This is a genomic window from Bradyrhizobium sp. Rc2d (genome assembly GCF_900099855.1).
Classification (GTDB): Bacteria; Pseudomonadota; Alphaproteobacteria; order Rhizobiales; family Xanthobacteraceae; genus Bradyrhizobium.
The window spans coordinates 1-20,272 of record NZ_FNCU01000019.1; the positions used below are offsets into that span (position 1 = coordinate 1).

20 protein-coding genes are annotated in these 20,272 nt (G+C 61.1%); 12 read left to right on the top strand and 8 right to left on the bottom strand.

The features are described 5' to 3' along the window. Together BLV07_RS23085 and BLV07_RS23090 are read right to left on the bottom strand one after the other, a co-directional pair. The coding region (locus tag BLV07_RS23085; protein WP_283806533.1) for an ABC transporter substrate binding protein at positions 1–490 on the bottom strand (490 nt) is incomplete at its 3' end. A gap of 225 nt (positions 491–715) precedes the next feature. Further along, positions 716–1,063, bottom strand: a complete 348-nt coding sequence (locus BLV07_RS23090) for a hypothetical protein (protein ID WP_091889890.1) — start codon at positions 1,061–1,063, stop codon at positions 716–718. 375 nt (positions 1,064–1,438) lie between these two features. Between BLV07_RS23090 and BLV07_RS23095 the strand changes: the two genes are divergently transcribed. The 4 genes from BLV07_RS23095 (at position 1,439) to BLV07_RS23110 (ending at position 3,607) form a co-directional block, all read left to right on the top strand. Next, a complete protein-coding gene (locus BLV07_RS23095; RefSeq protein ID WP_091889893.1) occupies positions 1,439–1,654 on the top strand; it encodes a hypothetical protein in 216 nt (71 codons plus the stop codon). A 92-nt stretch (positions 1,655–1,746) separates the two neighbouring features. Next, entirely contained in the window at positions 1,747–2,031 is a 285-nt protein-coding gene (locus tag BLV07_RS48955) for a CsbD family protein (protein ID WP_244551187.1), read from the top strand. Between the two features lie 1,028 nt (positions 2,032–3,059). Beyond that, on the top strand, positions 3,060–3,344 hold the full coding sequence (locus tag BLV07_RS23105) for a hypothetical protein (RefSeq protein ID WP_091889895.1): 285 nt from the start codon (positions 3,060–3,062) through the stop codon (positions 3,342–3,344). A gap of 32 nt (positions 3,345–3,376) precedes the next feature. Continuing rightward, positions 3,377–3,607, top strand: coding sequence for a hypothetical protein (locus tag BLV07_RS23110; RefSeq protein WP_091889897.1), 231 nt, complete (start codon positions 3,377–3,379; stop codon positions 3,605–3,607). Positions 3,608–3,932: 325 nt separating this feature from the next. On the opposite strand, the gene BLV07_RS23115 is transcribed toward BLV07_RS23110, so the two are convergent. Further along, positions 3,933–7,322 carry an adenylate/guanylate cyclase domain-containing protein gene (locus BLV07_RS23115; protein ID WP_091889900.1) on the bottom strand — a complete coding sequence of 1,130 codons (3,390 nt, stop codon included), beginning with the start codon at positions 7,320–7,322 and terminating at the stop codon, positions 3,933–3,935. A 778-nt stretch (positions 7,323–8,100) separates the two neighbouring features. Between BLV07_RS23115 and BLV07_RS23120 the strand changes: the two genes are divergently transcribed. Then, entirely contained in the window at positions 8,101–8,508 is a 408-nt protein-coding gene (locus BLV07_RS23120; protein WP_091889903.1) for a hypothetical protein, read from the top strand. A 168-nt stretch (positions 8,509–8,676) separates the two neighbouring features. Beyond that, the gene (locus BLV07_RS23125; protein ID WP_091889906.1) at positions 8,677–8,871 is read left to right on the top strand and encodes a hypothetical protein; all 195 of its coding nucleotides are present in this window, start codon (positions 8,677–8,679) and stop codon (positions 8,869–8,871) included. Between the two features lie 54 nt (positions 8,872–8,925). Here the strand turns inward: BLV07_RS23125 and BLV07_RS23130 are convergent, their stop codons facing one another. The 4 genes from BLV07_RS23130 to BLV07_RS23145 all read right to left on the bottom strand — a co-directional run bounded on the left by BLV07_RS23130 (position 8,926) and on the right by BLV07_RS23145 (position 11,937). Next, complete coding sequence (locus BLV07_RS23130) at positions 8,926–9,144, bottom strand: ABC transporter substrate binding protein (RefSeq protein ID WP_143035476.1); 219 nt, start codon at positions 9,142–9,144, stop codon at positions 8,926–8,928. A gap of 350 nt (positions 9,145–9,494) precedes the next feature. Further along, positions 9,495–11,027 carry an FAD-dependent monooxygenase gene (locus tag BLV07_RS23135; protein ID WP_091889913.1) on the bottom strand — a complete coding sequence of 511 codons (1,533 nt, stop codon included), beginning with the start codon at positions 11,025–11,027 and terminating at the stop codon, positions 9,495–9,497. Between the two features lie 230 nt (positions 11,028–11,257). Beyond that, on the bottom strand, positions 11,258–11,602 hold the full coding sequence (locus BLV07_RS23140) for a response regulator (RefSeq protein ID WP_091889916.1): 345 nt from the start codon (positions 11,600–11,602) through the stop codon (positions 11,258–11,260). Between the two features lie 146 nt (positions 11,603–11,748). Next, on the bottom strand, positions 11,749–11,937 hold the full coding sequence (locus BLV07_RS23145; RefSeq protein WP_244551189.1) for a hypothetical protein: 189 nt from the start codon (positions 11,935–11,937) through the stop codon (positions 11,749–11,751). A gap of 522 nt (positions 11,938–12,459) precedes the next feature. Here BLV07_RS23145 and BLV07_RS23155 point away from each other — a divergent pair. The 4 genes from BLV07_RS23155 (at position 12,460) to BLV07_RS23170 (ending at position 16,350) form a co-directional block, all read left to right on the top strand. Then, on the top strand, positions 12,460–12,759 hold the full coding sequence (locus BLV07_RS23155) for a hypothetical protein (protein ID WP_091889921.1): 300 nt from the start codon (positions 12,460–12,462) through the stop codon (positions 12,757–12,759). Positions 12,760–13,096: 337 nt separating this feature from the next. After that, complete coding sequence (locus tag BLV07_RS23160) at positions 13,097–14,368, top strand: CaiB/BaiF CoA transferase family protein (protein ID WP_176945716.1); 1,272 nt, start codon at positions 13,097–13,099, stop codon at positions 14,366–14,368. Between the two features lie 203 nt (positions 14,369–14,571). Then, on the top strand, positions 14,572–15,777 hold the full coding sequence (locus tag BLV07_RS23165) for an acyl-CoA dehydrogenase family protein (RefSeq protein WP_244551190.1): 1,206 nt from the start codon (positions 14,572–14,574) through the stop codon (positions 15,775–15,777). Between the two features lie 9 nt (positions 15,778–15,786). Continuing rightward, positions 15,787–16,350, top strand: coding sequence for a flavin reductase family protein (locus BLV07_RS23170; RefSeq protein ID WP_091889929.1), 564 nt, complete (start codon positions 15,787–15,789; stop codon positions 16,348–16,350). Positions 16,351–16,362: 12 nt separating this feature from the next. On the opposite strand, the gene BLV07_RS23175 is transcribed toward BLV07_RS23170, so the two are convergent. Continuing rightward, the gene (locus BLV07_RS23175; RefSeq protein ID WP_091889933.1) at positions 16,363–17,277 is read right to left on the bottom strand and encodes an NAD(P)-dependent oxidoreductase; all 915 of its coding nucleotides are present in this window, start codon (positions 17,275–17,277) and stop codon (positions 16,363–16,365) included. A 177-nt stretch (positions 17,278–17,454) separates the two neighbouring features. On the opposite strand from BLV07_RS23175, the gene BLV07_RS23180 reads away from it, so the two are divergent. Both BLV07_RS23180 and ilvD read left to right on the top strand, forming a co-directional pair. Further along, the gene (locus tag BLV07_RS23180) at positions 17,455–18,438 is read left to right on the top strand and encodes an ABC transporter substrate-binding protein (RefSeq protein ID WP_176945707.1); all 984 of its coding nucleotides are present in this window, start codon (positions 17,455–17,457) and stop codon (positions 18,436–18,438) included. 78 nt (positions 18,439–18,516) lie between these two features. After that, positions 18,517–20,211, top strand: a complete 1,695-nt coding sequence (gene ilvD, locus BLV07_RS23185; protein ID WP_091889939.1) for a dihydroxy-acid dehydratase — start codon at positions 18,517–18,519, stop codon at positions 20,209–20,211. The last annotated feature ends 61 nt before the right edge of the window (positions 20,212–20,272 follow it).

Consider the following 20,272-nt stretch of genomic DNA (forward strand, 5'->3'; position numbering starts at 1 on the left):
CAACTCGCGTGAGGCCAGGAACCAGTTCTTTGAGAACCTGAACCCGTTTCGCTGTCAGTTCGGTGCTGAAAGTAATCACCCCCGTGATGTTGCCGGTCGGCCGCGCGAAGCTCGCTACGATCGCACCGGGGCCGCCCATTGTCATCATGACTACTGGAATCGTTCCGGTCGCGTTCTGAACCGCCGTGGTGGCAGGAGTGCCTCTCGCCAGGATCAGGTCGACTTTGAGGCCAACCAATTCGGATGCGAGATCCGGAAACCGCTCGGCCTGACCGTCGGCCGACCGATACTCGATGATCAAATTGCTTCCTTCGAAGTAACCGAAATCGCGCAGACCTTTGCGCAGAGCCTCGAGGTTGGCGGCGTTCCGTGCCGCCGGTATTGGCTCCAGAATCCCGACGCGATAGACCTTCCCGCCTCGCTGCGCACGCGCTGCGAGCGGCCAAGCCGCCGCGCCGCCGAGCAGCATGATGCATGAGCGCCGGTTCACTCCCGGTCCCTCCGTGCTTCCGACTGGAAGCATAACACACCTCGGCTACAGCAGGAGACTGCTGCGCTGCGGGATTTCGATGCTGCCTATGTCGCAGATGGGTCAAAGGCAGCCCAGGTGCACGCCAAGGACAAGCCTGATGTCCCCTCCAGAGCTGACGCTCGCCCGCGGCCGCCGAGTGGCAGCAAGGCCACCAAAAGGCTTCAGGTGAGCCGTTCTTCGTCCTCAGTACTCCTGCCGGTCAGTATCGCTGAGCATCTCAAGTTGGTGCGCCAAGCCGCTCAGACTGCGTGAGACATTCTTCATGATCGTGGCCGTCCGTTCGGACAGCTTTGTCTCCGTCGCCCGGCGCTTAAAGATTTCGGCAAGTATGCGGCACTCCGCAGCGGTTGGTATCTGAGGGACTTCGGCACGCCCGAGCTTCGGCACTGGTTGATGGAGGATCTTCTGCGATTTGAAAATCTGTGCTCTTGAGCGAGCAATCTGTTCGCCGACTTTCTTCAGTGAGTGCGTGTGTTCGTCGAGGGTACCGCGATGGCCCTGTTCGAGTTCTTTGTTGCCGTAATAGCGCATGGATCGCTCCCCTGTACGCCAACGACTGGAGGAGACTACCTCTTGACCCAGCGCGTCGGCAAGGGCGCGTCGGAGCCACACTACAGGCACCTCGTTCGCTCAGGGTCAAACGCGTCGATTTGAACATCTCCCGGCCTCTTCCGGTCTTCACCGATAAGCAGACCATTTCAGAGCCATGGCGGACTTCGCATTAGGGCCCATAGCTGCTGTTCTCAAACGAAGTTGCCGCAAACTGAAGTGGCCTCACATCGCCGCGTTCGCACAACACTGGTATCGGGAAAATGGCTTCTGGCAGGAACGTGGGAAGGTCCAGCCAAGTTGAGATTTCAAAGGACGAACGCAGCCGGCGAAACGTCGCCCCGCTGAGCATTCCCGATGTACAAGGACCCGATCTATGATGAGTTGAGGCAGGTCGAACGCGATGTAGTAGAAGGGGAGCGGCAGCTTGCGGCGCAAGAGGCGCAAATTATTGAGTTGAGGCGGCAGGGTCTGAATACGGACAATGCTGAAAAAGAACTCGAAATACTGCGCCAAGACCAGCGTCGGCGCGATCAAGACCGACAACGCCTCCTCTCGCTGCTACAGCCTTGATCAAAAGTCCGCCTCGGGTCCAAAAGCGGCGGTAGACGTGGACGAGGACCAATGTCCGATCTACTGCGAACAGCTGACGTGGAAGCGAAGCAATGGTCGGCTCAGACGCAAATTCAGAAGTCTTCGTGTGCAAGACCGCTGGTTATTCTCCGAGGAACCACCGCGTGACTCTTTCGTTGTGCTGGTCTTCCGGACAGCAAACGAACACGATGATGGATCGCGAACATGTGAAGGGCGCAGCCGACAAGGCAAAAGGCGCCATCAAACAAGGTGCGGGTAAGCTCAGTGGCGACAGGGACATGGAAACCGAAGGCAAGATCGGGATCCGCCCACAACGCCGCGGGAGATGTGAAGGATGCAGCGCGGGACGCCGCTGACGCCCTCAAAAAATAAGCGAGAGGGAAGACCAAGACTAGCCGCCTCCGGCGGCCTTTTCTTTGCCACTGAGCGCTCTGGCTGAGTTTAGGCGAAGTTAGCTTTACCCCTAAGAACCGACTTTCAGTAGGACGTGCCGCCGTGCCCGTTTGGGACCAGAACGTCGCGCGAGGTCCGCGTCGCCCTCCTTACGGACGTGTTCGCTCAGGCCAACTCGCTACATTGCGGCGGATTACTCAGTCACCACCAAATTAACGAAGCTTACAATTGAGATACTAAAAGTGTAACGCACGCGATCAGCGTCGCCGTGCTGAGGGTCACCACGACAAGAGCTTGTTCGCTGCGAGCTTGCGGATTGTCATCCATTGACCCCAACGCCAAGATCACGCATCGGTTTCCATCTACAGGGAAAGACCGTCTGGCTGTTTCGGCTCTCGAACTTGAGGGTCATGAGCGCCGGCTGGTGGCTCCGCTTGTTTGTTTCGCTCTTCTCGATGAGCCGACAACAGGCACGCCGCCCGGACCAGCGCCTTTGGGCCAGAAGCGGTCATCGCGAGACGGCGCGTTGGGACGCGGCTGGAATTTGTCAAGTGAGGGGGTGTCATAGGAACTCTCGGAATGGAGCCAATCCAGCCGCTCGCGTGGGAAGCTGCTCCTAACATTCTGACCTCTTGTAAGGGCTCTCCACGCTGACGCGCCAAATATCTGGCCCCTTGCTTACGCCTGCTTGCGGTGTCTTGCGGATCCCACGCGTTGTGCGGTGCTCTACGTAGAGGTGGAGTGACTAGGAGCACGGCGCAAAAATGCTCCTGCCAGCATTGCTGTTGCCAATTCCCGATGCTTGTTCATCAAATCCTCCCGCAGTGACTTCCTAAAAATCTTCGGGGTGCGTGTGGAACGTTCCAGGAGCGCGCCGAGGAACTGCTCACTTTGAGTGCGCGTGTAGGCACCATGCGGTGCAGCTACGGAACAACGTTACATCGCGGAACGAAACCGGTAGCCAGTCTTTCTCTGTCTTTGGAGGGTGCCTATGACTTCTCAGGCCCGAGAAGGTGCGTGTGCGTTCGCTTGGCGGAACTACCTGCTGTTCCACAGCGGCATCAGCGAGAACGATAACAGGCGTTCTGCCCTCTATCGCTACGTCGCCAATCTTCCTGATACTGGTGGAGATAATTTCGATCTATTGCAAATAGTGGCCGTCGCCTACTTAAAAAAACTGGACGAATTGCACGACGAAAGATGTGCGAGGCTCGCGGCAGATCAGGTCTTGGCTGAGTGCTTAGAGACGCAGGGCACAACCCACCACGAAGCTTAAGGCCACAACACCAAAACGAGGGAGCGAACCGCATGGCAGACAAGACCGCTAACGCAAACCGTTTCGCGCGCGACCCAAAAAATCCCATCACCGCAACGACTGCAATCGGTATGAATGCGTTGAAGCCGATTATGCACTTTCAAGTCTCAGTCCTGAGGATGTGGGCCGATAGTATTGAGAGGTTCGCGGGCAACTACGAAAAAGGGCTAGAAGAAACGGCGACCGTCGTCGAGGAACAGTCAGACAAGGAACGCGCCGCGTAAATTAACGCGAATGGTGTAAGTCGGAGTCCGCCTCGCGTCATTCGCGTCGATTTGGCGCTGTCCCGGCATTTTCCGGTGTCTATCGGCTTGCAAATGTTGGACGCCGATCGCGACACGATTCAGCCCTCTATTCCACAGGTACGTACGCGCACTTTGGCTTCAGGGAGCTTCGCAAACTGTCAACAATACCGTCGATTGACTGGGACCTCATTTTCGTGACGCAAAGAGGACCTTGCGATGCGACTCTCCGGCGTTGGCCTTCTGACTCGGTGGCACAGCGGAGTCGCCATACCCGAGATTGCTTCGGAGCTCCAATGGATCGCGCTTACGGTAAAGTTCCACGTGTCGACACCCAAAGATCTTGCAGCAGTGCCTTGCTTTCCTTCAAGTCGCGAATGTCGAAGCCCTCGCTGAACCAACCGTAGACCGGCGCGAGAAGACCGCGTGCTTCATCAACCTTGTCCTGACCATGCCAGAGCCGGGCGAGACTGACGGCAGAGCGAAGTTCCCAGAGTTTCGCCTCCTGCTGGCGAGCAATCGCAATGGCGTGGCGAAACTCGGTCTCCGCCTCGACCTCGGCGCCCGCCCGAGCCGCCAGCATCAACTCGCCTCGTCGCCGATGCAGCTCGGCCTCGAACCATCGCACCCCCAATTTCTCGGTGAGTGCCAAGGCGTCGGATAGTTGACCGAGCCCGGTTTCAAATCGCGCAGCCTTTGCCTCGGCTGCCGCGAGCTGCGCGAGGTAGAACGGAAGAGTCCACGCTGCGCCGGACGCCTGGAATCCCTCGATACCGCGCCGCAGTAAGTCCACCCCGGCTTCTGCGTCGCCGGCCTCGGCCAGCGTCCAGCCGCGATATGCCGTCCCCATCGCGAGAAAGAAGGCAAAGCCCTGCTCGGTGGTGAGCGCAACTAGCTCCTCCGCCCGTCGCCCAACCATATCCGCATCATCGAGCACGAAATGCAATCGGCATGCGACGCTCAGCGCGAATGCGAGGCTGATCGGTTGGGACGACTCGCGCGCCTCTGACAGGGCGTCACTGCTCTGCACGCGCGCCTGATCGGCGAAGCCAAGAAGGCCACACGTCAGCGAGAGGAACGAAAGCATCGCCACGCGGGCGTTTTCTGCGAACAGAGTCGTCAGAGAGCGCTGCTGCTCCGGATCGTAAAGGGCGAGCCCTCGCTCAAGATGGGAACGCGCCAAGGCCAATTGTCCGCGATGAAGCCAGCTATCGCCGACTGCCCGATGACCGGCGACAAGAATGGCCGTGTCGTTTTGTCGTCCAGCCAAATCGAGCAGGTCCTCGGCGATGCGATGCGATCGGTCAGTTTCACCACGCACGTGATAATGCACGAACTCGCCCCAGAGCGCCTTGAGCAGGTTCGGCATGTCGTTCAGTGACTCGCAGAGGCAACGCGCCCGGGCGTAGGCCCCGCCGGTCTCTTCGGCCGCATGGCCCTTTGCGGCAATCAGTGCGCCGCCGAGCGCGAGTTGAAGGTCAGTTTCGGTGCCCTGGCGCCCGGGGGTATCCGGGAGATGGGATAGCAGATCGAGCGCCCTTCGCATCTGCACGATTGCTTCCGTCATGGCCGATCGAGCCTTGGAACGCTCACCAGCCTGCTGCCAATAGGAAACCGCCTTTTCGATCAAACCCGCATGCCCGCAATGGTGGGCGAGGATCTCCGGTTGCTCTTGGATGCCCCTAGCGAGCCTCTCCTCGAGCGTGCCAGCGATCCGCGCGTGCAGCTCGCGGCGTTGGCTGCGCAGCAGTGTGCCGTATGCCGCGTCTTGGACCAGTGCGTGTTTGAACAAGAAATTGGCGTCGGGCGGTTCGCCACGCCCAAAAATGAGCCCGGCGTTGATCAGCCGGTCGATCGCCGCTTGCAGCTCGTTATCGCACCGCTGTACGATCGCGGCAAGCAGATCGTAGGAGAACTCGCGGCCAATGGCCGCGCCGACTTGCGCCACCTCCTTAGCTATCGGACCGATTCGGTCGAGCCGCGCCATCAACGAAGCATGCAACGTGGCCGGCACAGCAAGTCCGGGCAGCGGCGCGAAAGAGATGGCTCGCGCGAACCCCTCGGGGCTCGTTTCGAGCACCGCTTTGGTCAATTCCTCAACGAACAGCGGCACGCCATCCGTTCGTTCAGCAATTTCATTGACGATTTCGGTCGTCAGCGTCCGGGTACCAGCCACGCTCCGGATCAGCGCAGCGCCCGCGTGCTGGTCCAGCCGGTTCAGCACGAGCAAGCTGACGTGCGGCTTTCCGGTCCATACCGACTGGAACTCGGGGCGGCAGGTGATCAGGACCAAAACCGGTAGGCTTGCTACTCGATCGACCGTTTGGTCCAGCAGCTCGCGCGAGCTCGGATCGATCCATTGCATGTCCTCGAACACGACCATAATTGGATGTTTTTGTGCGAGAGTTTCAAGCTGGCGAACCAGAGCGGCGAAGCTTCTCTCCTTCTTTTGTTGCGGCGTAACGGTAACGGGCAGGTCCAGATCACCGTTCGGGATCGACAGCAGCTCGGCCAGGATCGCCACGTCCTCGTCGGACGGCAATGCCGGCGATAGCAGCACTCGGAGTTTATCGAGCTTCGCCCTCGGTGTGTCCTCACGATCGAAACCAGCCGCTCGCTGGAGTTGTGCGGTGAAGGGATAGAGCGCACTTTCCTGATGGCGTGGCGAGCAGAAATAGCGCAAGCAGGTGTGCGGCTCGCGTTCGATACGCTCCTGGAGAGCCGCAACGAGGCGCGACTTGCCGATCCCCGCCTCGCCCACGAGCAGTGTCACTTGACCGGTACCGATCCGCGCACGGCGCCAGCTCCGCTCCAGCCGCGCGAGTTCTTCCTCGCGCCCAACCAGCGGGGCGAGGACCGAAGGATGCAACGCCTCGAAGCGGCTTTCCGCTGTTCCCTCATGCAGCACCCGCCAGGCTTGCACCGGCGTGGCGAAGCCCTTCAGCGTCACCGCGCCGAGATTCTCGTAGTCAAAGAGCCCGCCGATGAGCCGCCGCGTGTCCTCAGCGATTACCACCCCATCCGGTTCGGCGAGCGCTTGCAGTCGAGCGGCAAGGTTCGGCGTCTCGCCAAGGACCGCCTGTGCCTCCGCAGCTTCGCTGCCGATAAGGTCACCCACGATGACGAGACCAGTCGCGAGCCCAAGGCGAACCCGAAGCTCGAACCCGGGCGGGGCTCCCGGCGCGTTCCTGGGCGCGGCGATCTCAAGTGCAGCGCGCACCGCGCGTTCGGCATCGTCCTCATGCGCTGAAGGATGGCCGAACAGGATGAGCATGCCATCGCCGATGTAGCGGCTGATAGTGCCACCGTACTTGCGGACGACCGCCGCTACGCTATCGCGGTACTCGCCGATTATGTCTCGTAGATCTTCCGGATCGAGCTTTGTCGCAAGCGCCGTCGAGCCGACGAGGTCGCAAAACATCACTGTGAGCTGGCGACGCTCGGCGGAAGAACTTGGTGCGCGTGACAAGCTCGAGCGCTCCGTGACCCGTGCCACGATGGACGTCGATGCGCCGGCCCCTGCTGTTACTTGCGGCGGTACTGTCGGCGTGAGCGCGGCACCGCAGTCGCCACAGAAGTTCTTGCCTGTCGGATTGTCGGCCCCGCACGCAGGGCACCGAAAGAATAGCGGCGCGCCGCAATCGCCGCAGACCTTCATTCCCTCTCGATTGACTCTGCCGCAACTCGGGCAATTCATGCCGCACCCGATACATGAGTTTCACGTCGGTCTAGGGGCGAACCTTCAGAGCGCGCTCTTTGAAGATTCTCTTCGTCAGCTGTCTACCAAGCGCCAAGGATGATCAAACTCACGATGATCAGGACGTAGATACAGGCGATAGTCGCAGGGAAAATGAGCCAGCCGGGTGTCAACGTTGCCTCCCGAGCGGTTGTCTCGACAAGCTTAAGCCGGCAGGCTCGACAAGAATTATGAAGTGGCTAACACTCTGCAGCTCAAGCCTATTTTCAATCTAAGAAAGCTGAACATAGCCTGTCGCGACCCAAACGCGAAATTGGTGGTGATCAGCAAATGCCGGCAAACCTGTGGGCCGTCCACTAACTACCGCCGGACGAGTCGATGAAAGGTCCTCTCACTCGTCAGCAACCGAGCGCTGTGGGGCAAATGCGAATCTGTGGGAACGGCAGCTCTTGGGCGCAAAGCACACGATCGGCCGCCTAAGCTTGCCTCAGAAGGCGCCGGGCAGTCCTAAGGGCCGCAGTTCCCTGCCTCGAAGCGCCTGACAACCCTATCTTCGTGCAACCTATTTGTTTCCCGGATCTGTCTGCAGGCGTAGAATGTCGCTGCCCTTGAAGCGGGATGTGCCGAAATCACCGTCGAGGGCGAACGAGCTGCGCTGGTGCTATCGGCAGGCAGGCTCTCTTAGCGACCGATCCTTTTTTTCGGTTTCGCACCACCTTAGCCACAAACTTTGCGCGCTGCTTTGCAGCGGTCGTTAGGTTATGTTGGGAGAAAAGCGATGACCAAGATCGATCGAAGGTCCGCACTGGGAATCGGGCTGGCAGCGGCTTCGGCTGCCATGGTGAAGCCAGCCGTCGCTCAACCCACAGGCTACAAGGATACGACGCCTTGGGCAGGTGTTGTAGTGCGTGAATATGAAGGCGAGACACCATCCCTGATCCCAGGTTTTAAGACCGTCTCAATGCGCGATATCATTATGCAGCCGGGGTCGAAGACCATGGGGCCGCCGATGATGAATGCCATGGTCTGCCATATCACCGAAGGCGAGCTTCGGCTCGAGCAGGACGGAAAGACCTTTACGGGCAAAAAGAATTTTGTCTGGACTTGCAACAAGGATACAAAAGAACAGGCGTACAACGATGGCAATGTGGTCGCGATTATGCGGATCACGGACTTGAAGGCATAAGGCTGGCTTCCTCGTAAGAGACCGATCGTAGGAGCGGATGGCGCGCGACGACGCGCCGTCCGCGCTGAGCCAATTACCTGGTCCGATGTATAAAAGCTTGCATCTCCTCCAGGGTAAGCTCATATTTGAGGGCTTTTGCTCTTTCAGAATCAGATCGATATAACCCTCATGGCGACGAAAGAGGTCGCCAATATCGGCGCCATAGCTGAGCAGAGCGCCGGCGTGCGCGAACTCCCTCTGCTGGCCGATGACAGCGATCTTCATGTCGATACCGATACGACAAATCTCGTTCTGCATTGCGGCGGTCATGCAGTCGCGAATGACGATCACAACGTTGCCGGCCCGTGCTCGCAAGCACATTGAATTTGCTTGGCAGCCGCCGCCGAGACGCGGTTGTGAGTCCGAATCGCATTGGCTCTACGCCGCGCATCGTGCTTCCTGGTTGGATTGCGCTCCCCAGGCGCTACAGGTTGGCTTGGTGGCGTTGTTCAAAACGCCGATCTTCTTCAGCGTGGGCAGGATCTCCCGGATCATTTCGATGCGCTTGGCCGACATTTCCTCGCCGAACGCAGCGAAGCCAGCGAGACCGCTGCCCGGCCGGGCGAGGCTCTGAACCAATTCGGCGACAACAGGAATGCTAGTCGTCGGAGAGCAATCTGATCATAAGAGGCGGTGGTACACCCGTATGATCGGCATCCGAAAGTCCGCGGGTCAAAAGATGAAATGCCGGGATCGTCTGCCTAGGTCTGCTTCATCCTTGGAAGCAACATCCATGAATGCACGTCCTGCCGCCGGCTTACGCCGTTTGCCGGTTGGAAATGGCGGCTCCCGGCTGAACCTGCCGTCTGTCGCGCGCCGCGGCCGTTTCGAATTTGAAACGACGGGCAAAAGACTTGGCAGAATGGCATCAGTGAAAGAGTTCGGATCAGGCGTGGGGGATGCCGCGGGCTTTGTTTGTCTCGGCGGCGAGTGAGACGTTCGTAACACTACGCAGCAGGCGGCCCGAACCAGGTCGTCAGCGCCTCCGCAAGTCCGCGTTGGCTATCGTCTTCCACCCAGGCCACATGTCCATCGGGCCGCACGAGCACGGCCTTGGGCGCGGCGATCTGTCCGATGGCCGGAAGCTCCCATGTGCCGTCGTAGGCAGCATCGACCGCTTCGACGCGCCCTGCCCAGGGCGTGATGTCGAGAACATCTGCCTTCTCAAAATTGAGCAGCAGGCCCCGCGCGCCGTGCAGTAGCGTGAACAGTCTTAGTGGCTGCCTTTCGACCGCCAGATCGAGATCCGGCATACGCCGTCCGAGCAGCGCATGCCCTTCGCCGAGATCATAGCGGATGTCGAGCCCGCTCATCATTGCGCCAACGCGCTGGCGCGGCTGGTCCATGGCGAGCAGCTCGGAGACGACGTCGCGCGCGGCTTTGAGGCCATCGTCGCCGCGGCGGAGCATGGCGATTTGCGCCATGGTGTTTTGCAGGACGCGTGCCGCGACGGGATGGCGCTCGGAATAGTAGGTGTCGAGCAGGCTGTCCGGCGAGATGCGATTTACCACCTGCGCCAGCTTCCAGCCGAGATTGACGGCGTCCTGCACGCCGGTGTTGAGACCTTGTCCGCCGACGGAGTGATGGATATGCGCGGCATCGCCGGCGAGCAACACGCTCCCCTTGCGATAGGACACGGCCTGCCGTGCCGCATCGGTGAAGCGGGAGATCCAGGCGGGATTGTTGAGACCGAAGTCGGTGCCGTAGACCGCGATGAGGGCGTCGCTGAGATCGCGCAATGTGGGCTCGCCGGTGCGCTCGAGCGTTGCTTCCGTCACGACGACCAGCACGCGTCCGCGCTCGGTCTTGCTGAGGCCGTGAAAGCCGATTGCGTCGTGACGCAGGCCGAAAGCGGGCGCCTCGCTCATCTCGACCTCGGCCATGAGATTGCTGAGCGTCGGATCGAAACCGGGGAACTCGATGCCGGCAGCTTTGCGCACTAGGCTGCGACCGCCGTCGCAGCCAACGAGATAGTTTGCGCGTAGCGTCTCGCCGCCGGACAATGCGATATCGATGCCGGTCTCATCCTGCGCAAAAGCCGTTACCTCGGCATTGCGATAGACCGGAACTGCGAGCTCCTCGACCCAGCCGGCCAGGATGCGCTCGATGTGGCTCTGCCGCAGCGCGAGGCCGTAAGCGTGCCGGGTGGGGAGGTCGCTGATGTCGAGCCGCGTCCACGCGAAGCCAGTGAGCTGGGTGATCTGGCCCTCGCGCAGAAAGCGGTCGGCGACGCCGCGCTGATCGAGGATCTCGAGGGTGCGGGCGTGCAATCCGCCGGCGCGCGTCTCGACCAGCTCCTGGTTCGCGCGCCGCTCGACCACAGCGACGTCGACATTGGCGAGCGCGAGCTCCGCAGCCAGCATCAGACCAGTTGGGCCAGCGCCGGCGATCACCACGGCATGATCGGTCATCGCGGCGGTCCTCGCGCCGGCGCGATGCACATGCTGGTGTGAACGGGACCTGGGAAGCAATACAGGCATGTCGTGACCCCTCGATGTGTCGGCTGGGCCACGAGTTCTACGGCAGGGACGGGGACTTGAAGCAAGCCCCTCGCGCACCACATATCTAGCTGGGAGGAGGGGTTTCGTCGTCTTGCCCTCGACGGTGTTTGACACGTCGGGCAAAACACTGGCAGAATGGCATCATCGAAAGAGTTTGGTTCAGCCCGCGCGGGAGCGATCCGCTGCGGGTTTTCTTTTGGACATAATCGTCAGAAAATGCCGGCGGTTCGCTGCATGATGTCGGCGAGTTCCTCAAACGAGAACGGCTTCCTGATCATCGGAAGGCCGCCGCGCCGGGGTTCGCGACCGGATAGCTGAAGCACCTTCAACTCGGGGCGGACTCGTTTGGCCAACTCGGCCAGTTCATGGCCGTCCATATCCGGCATATTGATGTCCGTGATCAGGATGGAGATGTCCTGGTTCTCGTTGAGCTGATCGAGCGCATTCGGACCATTTTGCGCGCTAATCACCTGGCAGCCAAGATCTTCCAGCATGCCGACGATCACGTCGAGGACGGCGGGGTCGTCGTCAACAACCAGGACAGTGTGACTCATCGAACGAACGTTCCTTCCAACGAAGGACTAAACGCGCCTCTCGTCAGGTAGGTTCCCGGCAGGCTCTGGTCGCATTTTCAGACGTTTGACACGACGGGCAAAACCTCGGCCGCATGGCATCATCCAAACGCGCGCCGCCGGTGCCCCTAATCGTCCTTCGACAAATCGCTGGATTTCGTGGGGAGGTCGATGGTTCCGCCATCGCCGTGCACGAGGTCGCGACCGCTGTCCTCTGTCTCGCCAGCGTCTTCAATAATCGACTCTTGCGTGTCGCGCGCCGTGTCGATGCGTGGCTTGGGTCCCGGCAGATTTCGCGATGTCTTTTGTAGCGTCATCTTAACTGTCATCAACCGGTCCTCCTGATCGCCAAACGCACGTTACGTGAATTTGTTCGTTTGAAACGTCAGGCAAAACACACCGGTAGGATGACATCTTGAGACCAATTTGGTTCACCCGCGTGGAAAATATCCGCCGTGGGTTTTTAGTTCTCGATCCAGAATCGGATGGTGGCCCACACATTATGGCGACGCGCTCGCTTGGCATGTGTTCGGGAAGCGCCGATCAGCGTGCCGCCCGTCCGTACCGTAGCCGGCCTTGGACGCGCGAACGTGCTGGCCCGCGCGGCGCTGCGCTCCTTGCTTACGCCGCTGCGATCTCCAGGAGCCGAGATCGGGCACTCGTAAAGGCCGGACAAGCTGATGGTCTATCGCGCGGCACTACATCTCGCAAAACTCCTGGTCGGGGACAAGGTCCTCGGCTTTGGCATCCACGGATGCTCTGGCAGGAATCACGGCCAATCTCGTGGTCCCCTACTTCGTCAAACGCGGCTTCGAGAACGCTGCAAGGATCATCAAGCGGTGAAGATGGTGGACGAGGAAATCAAGGCCATTGTTGTCAAAACGCTGGCTGAGCAGCACAGACTCCGGCAAGAGAGCATCGATGCGATCGTATCGAAGGCAGTGGCGTCGGCGCTGGCTTCTTTTGGAATCGAGGATGACGATCGGAAAGAGCTCAGGGTGGACTTCCAACACCTGCGGCGATGGCGGAAAAGCGTGGACCAGGCGCAGCGGTATACGCTGAAGGCTGTCATCACGGTAATCGCCACCGGCCTGATGGGGGCCGTCTTGTTAGGCGTCCAGGTCGTGCTGGGTAAGTGAGGATTCCTCGGGGGCGACGTCGCCGTACGACGGATCGAGGTTGAGCCCGAAGTGCCCTGGGCCTGGTCGCATACGCTTTACTGGCGAAAGTGGCTGAGATGAGCGGTGAGCCGCGTTTCCCGTGATGCGGAATGCGGCCTGTAACGCCGAATAGTCCGATGTGGCGCAGCCTATATGCGCAGTATGTCGAGAGGCCCGGCAGCCCGATGGCCGCCGGGCCTTTTTTGCGTTCTCAGGCCGTGCAGGTGAAACACTTGCGAAGTCGGTGGCGCCGGGCTTTAAGTTCGATCTTGCAGGAAATTCGGCGGCTATAAGCCGATGTAAAGGAGCGCTATCAATGCCTACCAAGCCTCAGTTGCCGGAACGTGCGTCGCGGGCGAGGGGAGGGCCAACTGCACTCGATGGTCTGCTGGTCGTCGATTTTACGCGTGTCGTCGCCGGGCCGGCCTGCACACAGACGCTTGCTGATTTCGGCGCGCAAGTCATCAAGATTGAAAACCCTGACGGCGGCGACGACACACGAGCCTATGAGCACGCCGAAATCGGTGGAGAGAGTGCCGCCTATCTCAGCCTGAACCGCAACAAGCGCGGCATCGTGCTCGACCTTACGGTGCCGGAGGCTCGCGAGATCGCGCTCGACCTGATCCGCAAGGCAGACGTTGTCGTCGAAAATTTTTCCAGCGGGGTCATGAAGAAATTCGGCCTCGATTATGAATCTGTCGCTTCGCTAAATCCACGGCTGGTCTATTGCTCAATCTCCGCCTATGGGCGCACCGGACCGTTCGCTGCGCGTCCAGGCTTCGATCCCATCACGCAGGCGGAAAGTGGCTTCATGTCGCTCAACGGGTTTGCCGACGGCCCGGCGGTCCGTACCGGTCCGCCGATCGTGGATATGGCCACGGGAATGTCTGCCTGCAACGCCATCCTGCTGGCATTACTGGCGCGGGACCGGCTCGGTCGCGGGCAGCATGTCGAGGTCGCTCTGTTCGACATTGCGATGGGGATGACCGGTTTCTACGGCATGGCCTATCTGATCAACGGCGAGAATCCTGGCCGGTTTGGCAATTCGCCGAGCGGATCTCCCACCGTCGGCGTCTACGAGGCCTCCGATGGGCCGCTCTACATGGCTTGCGCCAACGACCGGCTCTATCGCCGTCTCGTGGTCGAGGTGCTCGACCGGCCCGATCTGATCACCGATCCGCAATTTGCGACGCGGAAAGCGCGCTCCGAGAACAAGGAGCTCCTGCGGGCAGCTATCGCCGAGGTCTTTGCAAGCGATACCCTCGAGAACTGGATGGCAAAGATGAAGCTGGCCAATATCCCGGTCGGCTATCTCCGGACGGTGGAGGAGGGGTTCAATGCGCCGGAAGCACGCGAGCGCCACCGCTTGAGCCGGATTCCGCATCGTACAGCAGAATGGGTCCCCAACATCGAGCCGCCAATTGCGATGAGCCTGACTGGGGCCATTGATCCCGTGGCTGCTCCGCTGCTGGGTGAACATACGAAACAAATCTTGCACGATACGCTCGGCTACGACGAACGTCGCATCGCGGAGTTCGCCGAAAAGGGTGCCTTTGGGTCGGTCAAGCCTTCGATCGATTTGAGCTAGGCAGTTGACCGCCTCGGGGCAGGTATGGCGATGCCCGCGGATCGCCGCTTTGCGATGCCCGCGCGAGCGATCCTGCTTTTTCGTCCGGCCGAGGTACCGCGCGACCGCACTGCGAGTGTGGCCTCGACTTGATTTGGCGAAGGTCCCGCCGCATAACTGTGTGAAAGCGAGGGATACGAATGGCGCCTGGTCGAGAGCCGAGCATGAGCGAGCCCGCTGGACTGGAAGCCGGTGAACGCGCCTATGCGGCAATGATCGCGAAGGCCCGGGCGCTCCTCCCAAGGCTGCGAGAGCGGGCGGCGCGGACGGAGGAGCTACGGCATCTTCCGCCGGAGACTGAAGAGGATCTCCACGACGCCGGACTGTTCCGGATGCTCCAACCGAGACGAATTGGCGGCGCGGAGCTTGACTATGTTGCCCTGATCGACTGCGCCGAACTGCTTGGATCGGCGGATGCCTCGGTGGCTTGGAACCTGGCCAACCTGGCGAGCCATCATTGGATGCTCGGCATGTTCGAGCAGAAGGCGCAGGATCTGGTCTGGGACGGCGATCCGGACGTGTTGATTGCGTCCTCGTTCATTTTTCCGGCCGGACGCGCCACGAGGGTCGCGGGTGGATATCGGCTGCATGGTAGCTGGCCGTTCTCCTCGGGCGTCGCTTCCTGCGAATGGAATATGCTCGCAAGCGTTGTTTACTCCGACGACGAAGCCGACGGCATCGCGTATCGAATCTTTTTGCTGCCGAAAGGCGACTATAATGTCCTCGACACCTGGAATGTCGCGGGATTGCGCGGGACGGGATCTTGCGACGTGGAGGTCAGGGACGCCTTTGTGCCTGATTATATGACGGTCGCCGTCGGCGATCTCGCCGGGGGCCCAACGCCGGGAAGCAAGGTCAATCCGAATCCGCTGTATGCGCTCCCTGTGTTCTCGCTGTTTCCTTACGTCCTCTCCGGCGTCGCGCTGGGAAACGCGCAGGCGTGCCTCGACGATTATGCCGAGGTCGCGCGTCATCGCATCTCGACCTACAACCGTGCCAAGCTGAGCGACTTTCAAAGCACGCAAATCAAGATCGCGGAGGCCTCGGCGAAGATCGATGCGGCGCGCCTGATCATGCGCTCGGCCTGCCTGGATGCGATGGAGAACGCTCGGTGCGGTCGTATTCCTGATATGGCGACCAAAACCAGATATCGGCGCGATGGAGCCTTTTCGGTGAATCTGTGCACCGAAGCGGTCTCCATGCTGTTTGCCGCCAGTGGAGCGCGCGGCCTGTTCACGACCGGGGTGCTGCAGCGGCAGTTCCGCGATGCGCACGCGATCAACTCGCATCTCGCGTTCAATTTCGACGCGGCCGGGACCAATTATGGACGCGTGGCGCTGGGCCTGCCGTCCGAGAATCTCACGCTGTGAGGCCGGCCGATGAATGATCTGCCGAAGCAGCCGGCCGTTCCCGATCCAGCCAACGAATTCGCGAGCGACAGCTCGTTGATCGATCCTCGCGATTTCCGCAACGCGCTCGGCACCTACGCAACGGGCGTAACGATCATCACGGCCGCGGCTCCTGATGGCAAGCCGTATGGTCTGACGTGCAATTCGTTCGCCTCGGTCTCGCTGAATCCTCCGCTGGTTCTGTGGAGCCTCGTTGTCTATTCCTCGAGTCTGACCGTATTCCAGAACGCCAGTCATTTCACGGTCAACGTGCTTGGCGCTTCGCAACAGGCGCTCGCGAACAAATTCGCAAAACCGTCCGACGACAAATTCACCGGCGTCGATTGGGCGCCGGGGCTTGGCGGTGCGCCGGTGCTGGCAAACAGCGTCGCCAATTTCCAATGCCGCTCCGTCAATCGCTACTATGGCGGCGACCACGTGATCTTTCTCGGCGCAGTCGAGGCTTATGCTTACGGCGCGAAGGAGCCGCTGCTCTTTGCGCGCGGGACGTTTGGTCGCTTTCTGGCCGACGATGAGCGCAACAAGGCGCCGTAACGCGCTTCCGTCCTAGACAGCTCGCTCCGACGCTGAAAGCTTGTAGATCTCCAGCGCGTCCGCTTCCGCGCCTCGCGCTGCCTTCGCCAACCTGAAAAGTTGCCCTGCAAGCGAGGCCATCGGCACCGGCGTGGAGGTCGCCTGTGCGACATCGGCGACCGTATCGAGGTCCTTGAGCATTGTTGCGATGTGCCCGAGCGGCGGGGTGTGAATGCCCTGAACCATCCGCGGCACGAAGAGCTGGAGTGGGATGGAATCCGCGAAGCCGCCGGCGAGTGCTTCGGGCAATCGGTTGGCGTCAATTCCGGCGTTCACGGCAAGGCGCGTTGCCTCCGCGAGGACGGCCATCGCGCATCCGACGATCACCTGATTGCACAGCTTTGTGGTCTGGCCGGCACCGATCGGGCCCATGTGAGTGAACCTGCGCGCCATGGCCAGCACATAGGGCCGTACCCTCTCGATATCGGCCGCTTCTCCGCCAGCCATGATCGCTAGGGTGCCTTCCTCAGCGCCCGTCGTGCCCCCGGACACTGGCGCATCGATCCAGCCGGTACCGTTCGCGTCTTTCAGTCGCGTTGCAAGGTCGCGTGCGGCGTCAGGATGAATCGACGAGAAGTCGACGACAAGCTTGCCGGCGCCGGGAGCCGATGAAAGACCATCGCGCCCGAAGATCACCTCTTCGACGACGGCGGCGTCCGTCACGCACATGAAGACGATCGCCGAGCTCGCCATCACGTCGCGGGGCGTATCTGCGCGGCTTGCGCCGGCCTCGACGAGCGGAGCCATCTTGTCCTGCGATCGGTTCCAGATGGTGACCTGATGGCCAGCCCTGAGCAGGCGCCGGGTCATCGGTGCGCCCATGAGCCCAAGGCCGATATAGCCGAGCCTCTCGACCCCTTGCGGGTTTGTCCTGCTCGCATCAGCCATAGGTTGCCTCCTTGTGTCGCGGCGCAGCGCCGTGCGACCGCCGCCTTATCTTACATGGCGCTTCGCTCGGTGACACCGGTGGGCATGCATGGCTTGCCTGATTGTTTGAACCATGAAACATTTGGGCCTGGTCGGGTTGGGGGCGCCCGTCGGCGCCGGAGCAGCGGAGTAGGCACGATGCGAACCGTTTCGAGGTGGATCCTGGCATTGAGCGCGGTTGCGGCCGTAATCGTGGGCTCAGGCCCGTTGCGGGCGCAGCAGACCATCCGCGTCGGCTGGACGATCCCGGCCGAAGAATCCAAGTACTGGATGATGCGCCGCCCGGCTGAGTTTCCCAACCTCGGCAAGGCCTACAACGTCGAATGGACCCAGTTTCAGGGCACCGCGCCGATGACGCAGGCACTTGCAGCTGGGGCGCTGGATTGCGCGACACAGGCGCCGCTGTCGCTAGCCAATGGCGTGGTCGGCGGCAATCTCAAGGCCTATATCGTGGCACAGCACGTCTTCGAGAAGCCCGGCGGCTTCTCGGTCTATTGGGCTGTAATGAATGACTCGCCGATCAAGACGATCGCCGATCTCAAGGGCAAGACGGTCGGCATTTCCGTGATCGGCGGCGGCACGCAGGGGCCATTCAACCTGCTCCTGAAGCAGAATGGCGTCGATCCGGCCAAGGACATCAAGCTGGTCGAGGTCGGCTTTGCCGTCTCCGAAGACGCGCTCCGGCAGGGCCGCGTCGATGCAGTCAACATGAACCAGCCCTTTGCCGCGCGCGCAGAGGCAAAGGGCGGCACCCGAAAGCTGTTCTCGCTGTCGCAGGCGATGCCGAACATCGTGCACATCCTGGAAGCCTGCCGTGCCGATTTCGTCGACAAGAACCCGGAACTCGTCAAGGCCTATGTCCGCGACATCACGTCGGGCATGAAGAAGGCGCTGGCAAACCGCGAAGAGACCCTGAAGGTCGTGTCCGAGGTGCTGAAAGCGCCTGTTCCAGTGCTCGAAACATATCTGCTCAAGGACAACGATTTCGGCCGCGATCCAGGTGCGGCACCGAATTTCCCCGCGATCCAGAAGATGCTGGACATCTATGCAGAGACAGGAATGCTGCCGAAACTGGATGTCTCACAGTTCAAGCATCCGACGATCGTCGCTCCGCTGCAATAGGCGAGCGGGCGAATTGTCCGAAGAGGGGGATCGTGGCGTCCCGGATCATCCGGGACGCAGCATGAAGAAGATGCACGTATGAAGAAGTTGCGATCACGGGTCACCACAGACGGTCTCGATCGAGCCCCGCATCGTGCGTTCATGCGCGCAATGGGTCTCGACGATGCCGCGATCGCCAAGCCGATGGTCGGCGTCGTCAGCATGAAGGGCGAGCAAACGCCCTGCAATATGACCCACGACTTTCAGGTCGCCGCGGCCAAGACCGGAATCGAGGAGGCCGGTGGCACGCCGCGGGAATTCTCCACCGTGTCGGTTTCCGACGGCATCAGCATGAATCATGAGGGGATGAAGTTCTCCCTGTTTTCGCGCGAGCTGATCGCCGACTCCATCGAAGCGGTCGTCCATGGTCTGGCTTACGACGCCCTGATCGGATATGGCGGATGCGACAAGACGCTTCCCGGCGTGATGATGGGTATGGTTCGCTGCAACGTGCCATCCATTTTCATCTACGGCGGCAGCTCGCTGCCGGGCCGCGTGGACGGGCGGACCCTGACGGTGCTCGACTCCTATGAGGCTGTCGGCAGCTTTATGACCGGCGAGATCGATGGCGCCACGCTCGAGCGGATCGAGCGCGCCTGCCTGCCGACGATCGGTGCGTGCGCCGGCCAGTTCACTGCGAATACCATGGGCATGGTGTCGGAGGCGGTGGGCCTCACCATCCCCAACGTCTCGATGGTGCCCGGTGTCTACGCCGAGCGCGCGCAGATCTCACGCCGGGCCGGACGCCTGATCATGGAGATGCTGGAACGCCGCGGCCCACTGCCGCGCGACATCGTGACGCGAAAGTCCCTGGAGAATGGTGCCGCGATTGTCGCTGCGACGGGCGGCTCAACCAATGCCGCGCTGCATCTGCCGGCGATCGCGAACGAGGCAGGCATCGCATTCACCATCGATGACGTCGGCGAGGTTTTTGCCAGGACCCCGCTGATCGGAAATCTGCGGCCTGGAGGCAAATACACGGCGAAGGATGTCTACGATATCGGCGGCGCTGCCGTGGTGATCCGCGAACTGATCCAGAGCGGGCATATCGATGGCAGCTGCATCACCATCACGGGCCGCACGCTTGCCGAAGAATATGGTGCGGCTAACGCGCCCGATGGTGAGGTCGTTTACGCGGCCCGTGCGCCGATCATGCCCGATGGCGGCGTGGCGGTGCTGAAGGGCAACCTCTGTCCGGACGGTGCGGTGATCAAGGTTGCGGGATTGAAGAGACAGTTCTTCGAGGGCGTGGCACGCGTTTTTGAAGACGAGGAGGCTTGCGTCGCAGCGGTTCGTGATCGCAGCTACAGGGTGGGCGAGGTGCTGGTGATCCGCAATGAAGGGCCGGTTGGTGGCCCCGGCATGCGCGAGATGCTTGGGGTCACCGCGCTGATCTACGGGCAAGGCATGGGCGAGAAAGTGGCCCTGATCACCGACGGACGGTTTTCTGGCGCGACCCGCGGCATGTGCATCGGCTACGTGTCTCCCGAGGCCTTCGTTGGCGGTCCCCTGGCGCTTGTTCGTGACGGCGACAGGATCCGGATTGATGCCGCAAACCGGCGGATGGACATGCTGGTCGACGAGCAGGAACTTGCGGCGCGCCGACGCGATTGGAAGCCTCGCCCGCCGCGTCATCGAGCCGGCGCTCTGGCGAAATATGCGCGATTGGTCGGCCAGGCACCGGGTGGAGCTGTCACGCATGAAGGGCCGGCGGAATGGCCCTGGTTCGGATGACGCACCGCACCCGTGCGAAAGCGGCAGCCGGTCTGGCAGGTTTCTTGCTAACCTCGTGCCG